The sequence below is a fragment of the Mycobacterium sp. C31M genome, assembly GCF_053345865.1.
Genome location: NZ_JBKFAX010000020.1, coordinates 29,661 through 42,756, shown reverse-complemented (window position 1 = coordinate 42,756; position 13,096 = coordinate 29,661). Strand labels below are relative to the sequence as shown.

10 protein-coding genes are annotated in these 13,096 nt (G+C 68.6%); 3 read left to right on the top strand and 7 right to left on the bottom strand.

From position 1 onward, the window contains the following. Positions 1-21: 21 nt before the first annotated feature. Positions 22-1,590 (bottom strand): ABC transporter substrate-binding protein, encoded by a 1,569-nt coding sequence (locus ACLBYA_RS25890; protein ID WP_447712326.1) that lies wholly within the window; start codon positions 1,588-1,590, stop codon positions 22-24. A gap of 349 nt (positions 1,591-1,939) precedes the next feature. Here ACLBYA_RS25890 and ACLBYA_RS25885 point away from each other — a divergent pair, with 349 nt between their 5' ends. Then, positions 1,940-2,920, top strand: a complete 981-nt coding sequence (locus ACLBYA_RS25885) for a 2-hydroxyacid dehydrogenase (RefSeq protein ID WP_447712325.1) — start codon at positions 1,940-1,942, stop codon at positions 2,918-2,920. Here the strand turns inward: ACLBYA_RS25885 and ACLBYA_RS25880 are convergent. Both ACLBYA_RS25880 and ACLBYA_RS25875 read right to left on the bottom strand, forming a co-directional pair. Continuing rightward, the gene (locus ACLBYA_RS25880) at positions 2,917-3,846 is read right to left on the bottom strand and encodes a LysR substrate-binding domain-containing protein (RefSeq protein WP_447712324.1); all 930 of its coding nucleotides are present in this window, start codon (positions 3,844-3,846) and stop codon (positions 2,917-2,919) included. The two genes, ACLBYA_RS25885 and ACLBYA_RS25880, sit on opposite strands and share 4 nt — an antisense overlap. A 53-nt stretch (positions 3,847-3,899) precedes the next feature. After that, positions 3,900-4,856, bottom strand: a complete 957-nt coding sequence (locus ACLBYA_RS25875; RefSeq protein WP_447712323.1) for an oxygenase MpaB family protein — start codon at positions 4,854-4,856, stop codon at positions 3,900-3,902. 82 nt (positions 4,857-4,938) lie between these two features. Between ACLBYA_RS25875 and ACLBYA_RS25870 the strand changes: the two genes are divergently transcribed. After that, positions 4,939-5,562 carry a TetR/AcrR family transcriptional regulator gene (locus ACLBYA_RS25870; RefSeq protein WP_447712322.1) on the top strand — a complete coding sequence of 208 codons (624 nt, stop codon included), beginning with the start codon at positions 4,939-4,941 and terminating at the stop codon, positions 5,560-5,562. Here the strand turns inward: ACLBYA_RS25870 and ACLBYA_RS25865 are convergent. From ACLBYA_RS25865 to ACLBYA_RS25850, 4 genes are read right to left on the bottom strand one after another with little or no spacing between them, the layout of a single operon-like run. After that, a complete protein-coding gene (locus ACLBYA_RS25865) occupies positions 5,549-6,013 on the bottom strand; it encodes a hypothetical protein (RefSeq protein WP_447712321.1) in 465 nt (154 codons plus the stop codon). The two genes, ACLBYA_RS25870 and ACLBYA_RS25865, sit on opposite strands and share 14 nt — an antisense overlap. 46 nt (positions 6,014-6,059) lie before the next feature. Then, on the bottom strand, positions 6,060-7,325 hold the full coding sequence (locus tag ACLBYA_RS25860) for a glucarate dehydratase family protein (RefSeq protein WP_447712407.1): 1,266 nt from the start codon (positions 7,323-7,325) through the stop codon (positions 6,060-6,062). Then, on the bottom strand, positions 7,325-8,275 hold the full coding sequence (locus ACLBYA_RS25855; RefSeq protein ID WP_447712320.1) for a 5-dehydro-4-deoxyglucarate dehydratase: 951 nt from the start codon (positions 8,273-8,275) through the stop codon (positions 7,325-7,327). The genes ACLBYA_RS25860 and ACLBYA_RS25855 overlap by 1 nt, the downstream gene beginning before the upstream one ends. A 35-nt stretch (positions 8,276-8,310) precedes the next feature. Then, positions 8,311-9,903 (bottom strand): aldehyde dehydrogenase (NADP(+)), encoded by a 1,593-nt coding sequence (locus ACLBYA_RS25850; protein WP_447712319.1) that lies wholly within the window; start codon positions 9,901-9,903, stop codon positions 8,311-8,313. A 162-nt stretch (positions 9,904-10,065) separates the two neighbouring features. Here ACLBYA_RS25850 and ACLBYA_RS25845 point away from each other — a divergent pair, with 162 nt between their 5' ends. After that, a complete protein-coding gene (locus tag ACLBYA_RS25845; protein ID WP_447712318.1) occupies positions 10,066-13,092 on the top strand; it encodes an ATP-binding protein in 3,027 nt (1,008 codons plus the stop codon). Positions 13,093-13,096: the final 4 nt, after the last annotated feature.

Below are 13,096 nucleotides of genomic sequence, written 5' to 3'. Positions count from 1 at the left end.
TGTGCCTCTTTCGAATGAGGTCTAGGACTGGTCGGTACGGTCGCTCGCGGCCGGAGTCATTGCGGCCAGGCGCATCTCGTCGCCGGTCGCCGGGTCGGGGATGTAGTCGATGCGCGGCGACTTGCCCAGGATGCCCTGCATGTGGGCCAGGTAGGCCATCTGCATGATCTCCTGTGGTTCCTCGGCGAACAGTTTCGCGAAGGCATCCTGGCGGGCTTGTCCGGTCAGCACCTCAGCGGCACGGATCTTGGCATCGAACTCCGGTGTGCCGTAGGCGGCCTGCGGTCCGTCGGAGAGCATGTACTGGTCCAGCGTGAAGGCGGCATCACCGGCCTGGTTGCCGTGCATGATCATCAGCAGGTAGGGCCCGGTGTTCTCCGGGAAGGGGCGCAGCTGGTACTGCAGCTGGCCGGCGGTGTCCATCATCTCGATCTTGACGTTGAGTCCGATCTCGGTGAATTCGCTCTGCAACACCTCGATGGTCTCGGTGATCTTCGGGAACTGGGCGGTGCGGCCGATCAGCCGGATCTCGCGGTCCACCGGGACCCCGTCGGCCTTGGCCTCGGCGACGAGGGCCTTGGCTTTGTCGATATCGTGTGGCCACAAGGGCAGTTCGGCGTTGTAGCCGACGACACCCGACGGAATCAGCTGCGCGGCAGGCTCACCCAGGTCGCGGAAGAGCGCCTTGACGATGCCGGTGCGGTTGACGGCGTAGTTGATCGCCTGCCGGACCCGGATATCGTCGAGTGGCGGCTCGGTGGCCTGCATACGCAGTGCGGTGGTCTCGTTGTTCTGGAAGGGCACACCCAGATCGCCTGCGCCATCCTCCGGGCCCAGGCCCACGGCGATATCGGCCTCGTCATTGGTGATCATGGCGGCGCGCACGCTGCCCTCACTGCGCCACTGGTATTCGGCCTTGCCGAAGGCCGGGGCCTGACCCCAGTAGGTGGGGTTGCGGGTCAGCGTCAGCTTCTGGCCGTACTCCCAGTTGCCGATGGCGTACGGGCCGGTGCCGATGGGCTCGCGCACCTTCTCGGTCGTGCTGGTGGTGCGGGGCACCATTTCGACGAACGAGATACGCAGCGGGAGAATCGGATCGGGCTCGGTGGTGCCGACAACGACGGTGTTGACATCCGGCGTCTGCAGGTCCAGCTTCTCATCACCGAAGACATATCCGTCGACATTGCACTGCAGATCGGAGTTCACCGCGCGGTCGATGGAGAAGGCGGCGTCCTCGGAGGTGAAGGGCGCACCGTCGGAGAAGGTGACACCGTCACGCAGGTGGAAGGTCCACTGGTTGGGGCTGGTCTGCTCCCACTCGGTGGCCAGCAGCGGCTGCAGGTCGCCGGTGTTGGCGTCGCGTTCCAGCAGCGGTTCGGTGATGTTGGACCGCACCACGATGCCGGTCGACGTCAACGAACTCTCGCAGGGTTCCAGTGTCGGGGGCTCCTGCTGCAGCACGATGCGCAGGGTGTCGGGGTCGTAACCCCCACCGCCGGAGTTGGCGACGGTGCAACCGGCGCTCAGCACGCAGATACCGGTGAGGACGATGAGCTTGCGCATCGGTTGCAATGACCCGGTCGCTGCCATTGGGACCTCCAGATGAGATGTGGGCTGTTCGAGCTGAGTCGACGGATGAGATGTCTACGTATGTGGACGCCATCTGTGACGGTAGACACACGGTAGGAGCGGTTCTCGGACAGCGTCAACCGCCCGAAACGGCGTGATCTGCCGCGATTCGACGGGCCGGCGAGCCGGCATGCGGCCGCCGAGATTGCGTGTGACCTGCAGGTATGATGCTCGTGGTGACCGTTTGATACCTCGACGCAATCGGCAAAACGCAAGTCATGCGCGTTCTGCATTAACCCATGCTATTTCCGTGTTGGACAGGTATCCGCAGGTCTCCCTACCGTTGATCGTGAGCAGCAGAGGAGCAGCCATGTCCCAATCAGCCCCGATCACCGGCCGAGTCCTGCAGGTGGGCCCGCTCAAACCGTCGTTGGAGCAGACCCTGCGCACCGCATACGACGCTCTGGTGTTGCCCGAGGAGGCCGCGGCGCGGGCCGATTTCCTGGCCACCCACGCCGACGAGGTGACCGCCGTGGTGACCTCGGGACGGACCGGCGTCGACGCCGATCTGATGGCAGCGCTCCCCCGGCTCGGCGCGGTGGTCAACTTCGGTGTCGGCTATGACACCACCGATGTGGATGCCGCTGAACTTCGGGGCGTCGGGGTGAGTAATACCCCCGACGTCCTGACAGACTGTGTCGCCGACACCGCGGTCGGACTGATGATCGACACGTTGCGCGGATTCTCGGCCTCCGATCGTTATGTGCGGGCCGGCCGGTGGGTCAGCGACGGTAACTTCCGACTTACTCGGCAGGTCAGCAACACCCGCGTCGGCATCATCGGCCTGGGGCGGATCGGCAGCGCAATCGCCAAGCGGCTCACCGCCTTCGGCTGCTCGATCAGCTACCACAACCGGCGCCAGGTCGAGGGGTCGCCGTACCGCTACGTCGACAGCCCGGTGCAGCTGGCCGCCGATGTCGACGTGCTGGTGATCGCCGCTGCCGGTGGCAGTGCCACCAGCAAGCTCGTCGACAGTGCCGTGCTCGACGCCCTGGGCGCCGAGGGTTACCTCATCAACATCGCGCGCGGCAGCGTCGTCGACGAGCAGGCCCTGGTGGCCGCGCTGCGCGACGGCCGACTGGCCGGCGCCGGTCTGGACGTGTTCGCGCACGAACCACAGGTTCCCGCCGAACTGTTCGAACTGGACAACGTCGTTCTGCTGCCGCACGTCGGCAGCGGAACCGTGCAGACGCGCGCCGAGATGGAGGCGCTCACCCTGCGCAATCTCGACAGTTTCCTGACCACCGGGCAGCTGGTCACTCCGGTGGCGCAGCCCGCGGTGCGGGTCTAACCACCCACAAAACCGTCGAGCAGATCGTCGGTGGTCCACTCCCGGGCCGGCAGCACATCACGCAGCAACCGCAGCAGCGCCGGGTTGCTGCTGTCCTGTCGCCAGCAGGCGTCCAGTTCCACCGGGCGTTCCCGGAATGCCCCGATGGTCCGGAACACCACACCCTCGGGGTGCAATGTCGCCGCCGACGCCGGTACCAGGGCGATCCCGATTCCCGAGCGCACCAACACCAACATGGTGTGCACCTGGGTGACGAACTGGACGTACCGCGGGGTGGCCCCGGCGATGGTGAAGGTGCTGATCAACAATTCGTTGAAGTAGCGCGCCTCGACGGGCGAGTACATCACGAAATCCTCACCGTCCAGATCGTTGAGCGTAAGCTGCCGCGCCTGCGCGGCCAGCGGGTGATCTGCCGGCAGCGCGGCGACCAACTGCTCGTGCAACAGCGGACGGGACACGATACCGGGCCGTTTCAGTGGTGGCCGGGCCATGCCCAGGTCGATGTCACCACTGGTCAACGCCTCCAGCTGAACCGATGAAACCATCTCGCGCAGTTCGAGTTTGACATCGGGCAGCTTGTCCCGGGTGTGCTCCAGCAGCCGGGGCAGCACGGCATGGGCCGATGCCGCGGTGAATCCCACCACCACGGTGCCGAGGTCGCCCGCGGGCACCCGCTTGACGGTCAGCGCCGCGCTCTCGGCCAGCGCGACGATGCGGCGGGCATCGGGCAGGAAGGCGACACCGGCCGGCGTCAATGTCACCGACCGCGTGGTGCGGTCGATCAACTGGACGCCGAGTTCGGCCTCGAGTTGCTGGATCTGCCGACTGAGCGGCGGCTGGGTCATGTGCAGACGCTCGGCGGCCCGGCCGAAATGCAGTTCCTCGGCGACGGCGATGAAACAGGACAGCCGGGCCAGCGAGAACATCGATGCACTCCTCGTATCACCGCGACGGTGCGGGACGTCAGCAGTGCATCAGTCTAGCGCGGCGCGAACGATTCCAACTCGTACTTGTCGTGGAAGGCGCGCAGCTGCTCGTAGCGGTACCGGTTGTAGGCCATCGGCTCCAGCACCGCCCATTTGGGCAGCCAACGCCGGGCCGCCCGGATACCGGCCCGGTAGCAGGCGGACTCCAATTGCTTACGCGAGTTCCACTCACTGCCAAGCAGTTCCATCATCTTCGGGTGCGTCGCAGATTCGGCGCAGATCCGCGCGGGCCGGGCCAGTGCCGGGGTGGTCAGTGCCCACAGCGGCGCCACCAGCCGGTGCAGCCAGGCCGGGCCGAACAAGCTCGGCACCGGCGGACCGGAGAACTGGTCGGCCGCCCACAACAGGAAGGGGTTGGCGGCCAGCTCGGTGGCGGCGACCTCGTCGTAGTAGGCGCGCATCTTCGGCACGGTCGGCGGGACGTCGGCCGCCGAACTCGGCAGCCCCACATCGGCGATGGCGCAGACCGTGCGCCACACCACCTCGTGCTGCTGCGCGCTGAAGTTCTTGCCGTACACCGCGATATAACCGGCGTAGAAGATGTTCAGCGAGGTGGTGCCGACCCACTTCCACAGCTTCGGGTCCAGCGCGCTGAAGCGTTCGCCCTCGAACTCGCCCTTGCCGACACCGTGCACCGCACCGTGTTTGGCCTTGAGCCGCTCGGCGGTGGCCCGGCGGTCGGACTCGTCGCTGAACGCCAGCGGGCCGTTCCACAGATAGCTGTTGATGCCCCGGTCGGTGAAGTTGGCGGCGAACCGTCCGCTGGCATCGACCGCGGCGGCCACCTTGCGGTAGGCGACCTGGTCCAGCGCGAGCCGCCCGAACAGCCCAAACGCCAGTGGTGTGCCCATCCACCACCGCACGTCGGCGGCGAGTTCGTGGTGCGGCTGCCCCGACTCCCAGGGCTTGGGATCTTCTGCCACCTCGACCGGAACCACCGTGCTCGTCATCGCCGACCCCTATCGCCAAACAGGAAACGTGTGTGTGCAGTTTGAGGAAATCAGCACGGCCCGGCTGTGTCAAGATGGCTTGGTGGTGACCCGAAACTACGGCGGGCAGACCGCGGTCGACCGGGTGGCCGAACGACGGGCCAAGCTACTGGCCGCCGGCCTGGACCTGATGGGCACCCGCGGACTGGTCGGCACCACGGTCCGCGGCGTCACCGAGGCGTCCGGGGTCGCGGCGCGTTATTTCTACGAGAGCTTCACCGATATCGAGGCCCTGCACCTGGCCGTCTACACCGAGGTCATCGAGGAGGCGGCCCGCCGCTCGGTCGCCGCGCTGGCAACCGCACCGTCGGACGATCAGGCCCGTACCCGGGCGGTGATGGTCGAGTTGGTCGACCTGATCCTCGGCGACCCGCGCAAGGGCCGGATCCTGGTGCTGGAGGCCACCGCGTCACCCGCGCTGGGCCGGCGCAGCCTCGCCGAATCCAGCCGGTTCGCCGGCATGTTGGCCGCCACCGCGGCCGGCGGTGATCCGAGCGTGGCACCCGACGATCTGCCCACCGATCTGCGACTGGTGTCCCAGTTCCTGGTCGGCGGTGTCACCGCGACCATCGGCGCGGTGCTGCTCGGCGATGTCGAGGCCGACCGCGAGCATCTGGTGGATGTGCTGGTGGCGCTGTTCGAGGCGATCCGCGCTAGCTCAGTTTGATCGCGGCGATCTTCAACCGGCCGACGGCGGACTCCCACTCCGCGACGGTCGGCAGCCGGTCGTCGGCGAAGGTCATGCCCAGCTGGCGCTGTGCCTTCTTCGGGCCGTAGGACGTGGCGATCCTTTCCGCGAGCGCGGCGACCGCGGCCGGTTCGGTGATCAGTTCGCCACGCATCCGGGACTTGGCGCCGTCGACGTAGACGATGGCGTCGGCGCCGTCGCGGAAGTTGTACTTCCACTGCGCTTCCAGCACCACGTAGAGGGCGCCGTCGAGTCGGTGCGCGCTCACCGGCGTCGAGTATCGCTTACCCGACTTGCGGCCGCTGAACTCGACCACCATGAAATCGCTGATGAACCGTCCCAGCGGGGTTTTGAGCGCCAGCCCGAGCGCCGGGTTGACGACCTTGAGCAGCACCTCGGGGGGATGACCGACGTCGATCTGTTCTGCCATACCCTCACCGTAACCGGGCGAGCGAAGCGACGGGAAAAGACGGGCCTTACCAGCGCGGGCTGGCCGGGGTGAAGCTCGGGTCGACGGTCTGCATGTAGCCTGTGTCGTCACGATCGCGGATTCCGCAGCGGATGTACTGCTCGTGCAGCGCTGCCAGCGAGTCATCGTCGATCTCGACGCCGAGCCCGGGCCCGGTCGGCACGGGCACCGAACCGTCGACGAACCGCAGCGCGCCGTCCTTGACGACCTCTTCGGTTTTCCACGGCCAGTGGGTGTCGCAGGCGTAGGTGAGGTTCGGGGTGGCCCCGGCCAGGTGCACCATCGCGGCCAGGCTGATGCCCAGGTGCGAGTTGGAGTGCATCGACAGGCCCAGCCCGAACGTCTCGCAGATACCGGCCAGCAGCCGGGAGCGCTGCAGCCCACCCCAGTAATGGTGATCGGACAGAACGACTTTCACCGATTTCTTGAGCACGGCCGGCTTGAGCTGATCGAACGCCACGACGCACATGTTGGTGGCCAGCGGCAGCGGGGATTCGGCGGCCACCTCGGCCATCCCGTCCAGTCCGGGCGTCGGATCCTCCAGGTACTCCAGGATGCCGGCCAGCCCGGAGGCCACCTTGATCGAGGTCTGCGGGGTCCACGCGGCATTGGGGTCCAGGCGCAACGGCATACCCGGGAAGGCCTTGGCCAGCGCCTCGATACCGGCCATCTCCTCCTCGGGGGCGAACACGCCACCCTTGACCTTGATGGCGGTGAAACCGTACTCGTCGACGATCCGGCGGGCCTGGGCCACCAGCCCGTCCGGGTCCAGCGCCTCGCCGAACGGATCGGGCTCCGCACCCGGATGGGCCGCCCACTTGTAGAACAGGTAGGCGCTGAACGGCACCGCGTCACGCACCTTGCCGCCCAACAGATCCGACACCGGCCGGCCCAGCACGTGCCCCTGCACGTCCAGGCAGGCAACCTCGAACGGGGACAGCACCTGATCGACGGCGCTGGCCGTGGTGATCATGCCCGCGGTGCCGACGGCCGCGTCATCGCCGGCCAACCTTACCGCGATGGCCGCCCGGATCTCGTTGAGCGCAAACACGTCCAGGCCGGTGATGGCCTCCGCCGCGGCGGTCAGTCGGGCCAGGTGCCGGGTGTCGGCGTAGGTCTCGCCCAGGCCCACCAGACCCGCATCGGTGTCCAGCTGGATGATCGCCCGCAGCGCGTACGGCTGGTGCACCCCGACGGTGTTCAGCAGTGGCGGGTCGACGAATGCGACCGGGGTGATGCGGGCGCCGGTGATGCGGATCTGGGTTGTCATGATCAGACGGCCTGGCTCGCCTCGGCCAGCACGGCGCGTCCGGCGGCGACGATCGTGGTCAGCTCGGCGAGGTCCTGCGCCGAGGGCATCACCAGCGGCGGGCGGACCCCACCGGCAGGCACACCCTCCATGGTCACGCCGGCCTTGACCAGCGAGACGGCATAGCCGGGGACGGTGTCGCGCAGCTGCACCAGCGGGATGAAGAACGCATTCAGCAGGGCGTTGGTCAGTTCGGTGTTCCCCGATTCCAGCGAGTTGTAGAACGCCAGCGCCAGGTCGGGTGCGAAGGCGAAGGTCGCCGACGAGTAGAGCGGCACCCCGATCGCCCGGAAGGCCAGCTGCGTGGTCTCGGCGGTGGGCAGACCGTTGAAGAACAGGAAGTCGGGGTCGACCTGGGTGGTGACGGCCGCCACGATGCGGGCGACCTGGTCGAAATTGCCCGTGCCGTCCTTGAATCCGACGACATTGGGGATCTTGGCGACGGCCACCGCCGAGGCCTCGGTGAACTTCGCGTTGTTGCGGTTGTACACGATGACCGGCAGCGTCGTGACACCGGCGACCGCGGCAACGAAGTCGACCAGACCGGGCTGAGGCACCTCCACCAGGTACGGCGGCAGCAGCAGCAGGCCGTCGGCGCCCGCCTCCTGAGCGGCGATCGCGAACGCCTTGGCCTGGGCCACCGAACCGCCCGCACCGGCGTACACCGGGACACGTCCGGCGACCACCTCGACGGCCTTGCGGACCACGGCGCTGAACTCTCCGAGCTCCAGGGCGTGGAATTCGCCGGTCCCGCAAGCGATGAAGATGCCGCCGGGACCTGCTTCGATGCCCTTGGTCAGGTGTGCGGCCAGTGCGTCGAGGTTGACCGAGCCTTGATTGGGGCCGTCCTCGTTGAACGGGGTGACGGGGAAGAACAGGACGCCGTCAAAAACCGGGCGCGAGGTGGGTGCCATATCAGGAGGCCTTTCGGATCAGGTGGTGGTGGGAGTCAGGACCGGGTGAGTTCGCCGTCGACGCGGCGCCAGATGTGGTCGGGGTTGCCATCAGCAACAGCGCTGGGCAGCAATGACTTCGGGACATCCTGGTAGGCGACGGGGCGCAGGAAACGCTCGATCGCCCGGGCGCCCACGGAGGTGGTGCGCGAGTCCGAGGTCGCCGGGAACGGGCCGCCGTGCACCATCGCGTGGCACACCTCGACCCCGGTCGGCCAGCCGTTGAACAGGATTCGGCCGGCCTTCAGCTCCAACAGCGGCAGCAGTGCGCCGGCCGCGGCCACATCGGAGTCGTCGGCGTGCACGGTTGCGGTCAGCTGACCTTCGATGCCGCGCGCGACGGCGTGCATCTCGGCGGTGTCGGCGCAGCGCACGATCAGGCTCGACGAGCCGAACACCTCGGCCTGCAGATCCTCGGATGCCAGGAAGCTGGTGGCGTCGGTGCTGAACAGCGCCGCCTGGCCGCAGGTCTGGATACCGCCCGCCTCGCCGCGGCCCTCCAGTGTCGCTGCACCGGAGAGGCTTTCGACGCCGGCGGCGTAGCTGCGGGCGATGTTCGGGGTGAGCATCGGGGTGGCCGGGGCCGCCGAGATGGCCGCGGTGGCGGCAGCGACGAAGGTGTCCAGGGCGGGGCCGTCGACGGCGATGACCAGGCCGGGGTTGGTGCAGAACTGGCCGGAGCCCATGGTCAGCGATCCGATGAAGGCCTTGCCCAGGTCGCCGCCGCGGGCGGCGAGCGCACCGTCGAGCAGGAACACCGGGTTGATGGAGCTCATCTCGGCATACACCGGGATCGGTTCGGGCCGGCCGGCCGCGGCCGCCACCAGAGCGGTTCCCCCGGAACGTGATCCGGTGAAGCCGACGGCCTTGATCCGCGGGTCGGTCACCAGTGCGACACCCAGGTCCGGCCCGGAGCCGAAGAGCAGTGAGAAGGTGCCCGCCGGCATCCCGGTCTCGGCGATGGCGGCGGTGATGGCGCGGGCGACGATCTCGGAGGTGCCCGGATGCGCGTCGTGGCCCTTGACCACGACGGGGCAGCCGGCGGCCAGTGCCGAGGCGGTGTCGCCGCCGGCGACCGAGAAGGCCAGCGGAAAGTTCGAGGCGCTGAACACCGCAACGGGACCGAGCGGTACGAACCGCTGGCGGATGTCGGGGCGCGGCAGCGGAGCGCGATCGGGTTGCGCGGTGTCGATGCGGGCACCGTTCCAGCTGCCCTCGCGCAGCACACCGGCGAACAGGCGCAGCTGGCCGGTGGTCCGGCCGACCTCACCGGTGATCCGCGCGGTCGGCAGACCGCTCTCGGCGACGGCGCGGGCGATCAACGTCTCGCGCACGGCCTCGATCTGGGTGGCGATCGCCTCGAGGAATTGGGCGCGCTGTTCGGCGGTGGTCGCCCGGTAGGGCGCGAAGGCCTCGGCGGCGGCAGCAGCTGCCGCCTCGACGTCGCCGGTGTCACCATGGCGGTACGCGGGGTCCAGCGGCCGTCCCGCGGCCGGATCGAAGCCCTGGATCTCCTTGCCGGTGCCCGTGACGGGCGTTCCGGCGATGATCATCTGGCCGGTCAACTGGGTGGGAAGAGTCGCAGTCACATCAGCAACGGTATGACCCCAATCCATACATGTCCAAGACCGATTAAGCCTCGACTAATGCACGGATTGGATTAGTTCGAACTGTGTGTTCCGGCCGCCTGCGCGTACCACCACCGCGTGCCACGATAAGCCGTATCCCACCGCCGACGGGAGGGTGCCGTGGTGACCGAACTGCCCACGGGCATCGTGACGTTGCTGATGGCCGACGTCCAGGGCTCCACCCGACTCTGGGAGACCCAGCCGGCCGAGATGACCGCGGCCGTCGCCGAGATGGAACGCACGCTGTCCCGGCTGGCGACCACCCATCACGGTGCCCGGCCGCTCGAACAGGGCGAGGGTGACAGCTTTGTCGTGGCCTTCCGTCGACCCGCGGACGCGGTGGCGTGCGCGCTGGACCTGCAGCGCGCGCCACTGCACCCGATCCTGCTGCGCATCGGTGTGCACACCGGCGAGATCCAACTCCGCGACGCCGCCAACTACGCCGGGCCGACCATCAACCGCACGGCGCGACTGCGCGATCTGGCTCACGGCGGGCAGACGGTCCTGTCCGGCGCCACCGAGGCACTGGTCGCCGACAGCCTGCCCGAGCAGTGCTGGTTGACCGAACTGGGCACCTACCCGCTGCGCGATCTGCATCGCCCCGAACGCGTCAACCAGCTGTGCCACCCGCTGCTGCGCAACAGCTTTCCCGCGCTGCGCACATCCGCACCGCTGCAAGGCGCCAAGGCGCCGCTGCAACTCACCAGCTTCGTCGGCCGCGCCTCCCAGATCGAGGAGGTGGCACTGCTGGCCAAGGAGAACAGGCTCGTCACCCTGACCGGATCCGGCGGGACCGGCAAGACCCGGCTTGCGCTGCAGATCCTGAGCAGTTTCGACGCCGGCCAGTTCGTCGACCTGTCCTCGATCACCGACCCGGCGCTGGTGGCCAGCACCGTCGCACATGCCCTGGGCGCGCCCGACCGCCCCGGCCGGGCAACCGTCGACACCTTGGTCGAATCGATCGCCGACCGCGAACTCCTGGTGCTGCTGGACAACTGCGAACATCTGCTCGATGCCAGCTCCGCGCTCATCATGGACCTGCTCGGCAACTGCGCGGGCCTGCACTTCCTGGTGACCAGCCGGGAGCCGATCGGAGCGGCCGGCGAGGTGATCTGGCGGGTGCCCTCGCTGGCCCTCGACGACGAGGCCGTGGACCTGTTCGTCGAACGCGCCACCACGGCCCGCCCGGGTTTCACCGTCACGCCCAGGGTGAAATCGGTCGTCACCGAGATCTGCCGGCGCCTGGACGGGGTGCCGCTGGCCATCGAACTCGCGGCCGCCCGGGTCCGCTCGATGTCCCTGGAGGACATCCTCGACGGCCTGTCGCATCGATTCCGACTGCTGGTCAGCGGATCACGCTCGGCCGCGCACCGCCAGCAGACATTGCACGCCTCGGTGGACTGGTCGCACAACCTGCTCACCGGGCCCGAACGGAGCGTGTTCCGGCGCTGCTCGGTGTTCATGGGCGGGTTCGATCTGGCTGCCGCCCAGGCAGTCTGCGCCGGCGACGATGTCGCGACCTACGAGGTGCTGGATCTACTGACACTGCTCATCGACAAGTCGCTGGTCAGCGCGGAAACCACCGACGGACCGACCCGGTACCGGATGCTGGAGACGGTGCGCCAGTACGCGCTGGAGAAGCTGGCCGAGTCCGGCGAGGCCGATGCGGTGCGCGGTCGCCACCGCGACCATTACCTCGCCTTGGCCACGGCCATCAGCGCGCCCGGCACACCGGACCGGACCCGACGGATCGAGCAGGCCGACACCGAGATCGACAATCTGCGTGCCACATTCGAATGGAGCCTGGCCAACGGCGACAACGCGCTGGCCCTGCAACTGGCCTCCGCGCTGCCACCGCTGTGGCTGGCCCGCGGGCTCGTGCACGAGGGGCTGGCCTGGTTCACCGCCGCACTCGGTGAGCACGCCTCCCCCGACGACGCCGAGCTGACGGCATCGCAGGCCCGTGCCGTCGCCGACAAGATGTTCCTGGACGCGTCCGTGCGCGCCGCGGAAGGTCCCGAACAGGCCGAACGGGCCTTGCTGCTGGCCCGCGATTTCAACGATCCGGAGCTGTTGTTGCGCGCGCTGATCGCCTGCTGCAGCAATTCGGTGTTCACCCGCACCTCCGCCGACCGGCACTTCGACGAGGCGATCGGGCTGGCCCGCGAGCTCGGCGACACCTGGCATCTCGCCCAGCTGCTCAGCTGGCGGGCCTACGCCGCGATCGCCGGGGCCGGTGACCCGGTGACCGCCCGGGCAGCCGGGGCCGAGGGCCTGGCGTTCGCCGAGCAGATCGGCGAGGGTTACGTGGCCCGGGCCTGCCGATGCTGGGGTCATGGCGGGGCCTCGCTGCTGGCCGGTGACCTGGTCCAGGCGACCCGTGAATGTGCTTCCACCGCAGCGGATTCGGCCGACGGGCGCGACCCGCTGCACCAGGCGCAGGCGCTCATCACCGGCGCTCATGTGCTGGCCCGCCGCGGTGACACCGATGCCGCACGGCACTCGGCGAAATCTGCACTGGCCGCGGCCGCCAACCTGGGCGATATGTGGATCGGTCAGGCGCATGCCGCGATGGCGGTGACCTATCTGGCCGACGGCGAGGTCGACGCGGCCGGGGAGGCCAGCAGGCTGGCCGCGCACCTGCTCAAGGAGTACCGGCAGCTGGCGTCGATGAACCTGAACCCGGTGGGTGATGTGGCGATCGCCCGGGGTGATCTGCCCGTCGCCGAGGCGTGGATCGCCGAACTGCTGCCCGCGGTGCGGGGCTGGCATCTGGCCACGGCGCTGACCACCAGCGCCCGACGCAGACTGCGGGCCGGCGACCACGTCGGCGCCGGCCGGGATGCGCGGCAGGCGGCCATCGAGGCCGCCGAGACCGGCGCCGACGGCACCCTGCCCGACATCCTGGACTGTCTGTCACTGGCCGCCGCGGCCGGCGGCGACCCGCACCGGTCGGCGGTCATGGCCGGTGCCGCCGAGGCGACCCGCAGCCGGCAGGGTGCGATGCGATTCAAGATCTACGACACCGATCACGACACCGCGTCACAGGCCGGTCGCCGGGTATTGGGCGCGGCAGCCTTCGACGCGGCGTGGGCCGAGGGGGCCGGGCTGTCGCTGACCGATCTGTACGCGCTGCTGCGGGAGGCCTGAGCGG

Coding starts and splice junctions, on each gene's coding strand:
- ACLBYA_RS25890 (WP_447712326.1), bottom strand. CDS start 1,590: ATGGCAGCGACCGGGTCATTGCAACCGATGCGCAAGCTCATCGTCCTC.
- ACLBYA_RS25865 (WP_447712321.1), bottom strand. CDS start 6,013: ATGGCAGAACAGATCGACGTCGGTCATCCCCCCGAGGTGCTGCTCAAG.
- ACLBYA_RS25880 (WP_447712324.1), bottom strand. CDS start 3,846: ATGTTCTCGCTGGCCCGGCTGTCCTGTTTCATCGCCGTCGCCGAGGAA.
- ACLBYA_RS25855 (WP_447712320.1), bottom strand. CDS start 8,275: ATGGCACCCACCTCGCGCCCGGTTTTTGACGGCGTCCTGTTCTTCCCC.
- ACLBYA_RS25885 (WP_447712325.1), top strand. CDS start 1,940: ATGTCCCAATCAGCCCCGATCACCGGCCGAGTCCTGCAGGTGGGCCCG.
- ACLBYA_RS25875 (WP_447712323.1), bottom strand. CDS start 4,856: ATGACGAGCACGGTGGTTCCGGTCGAGGTGGCAGAAGATCCCAAGCCC.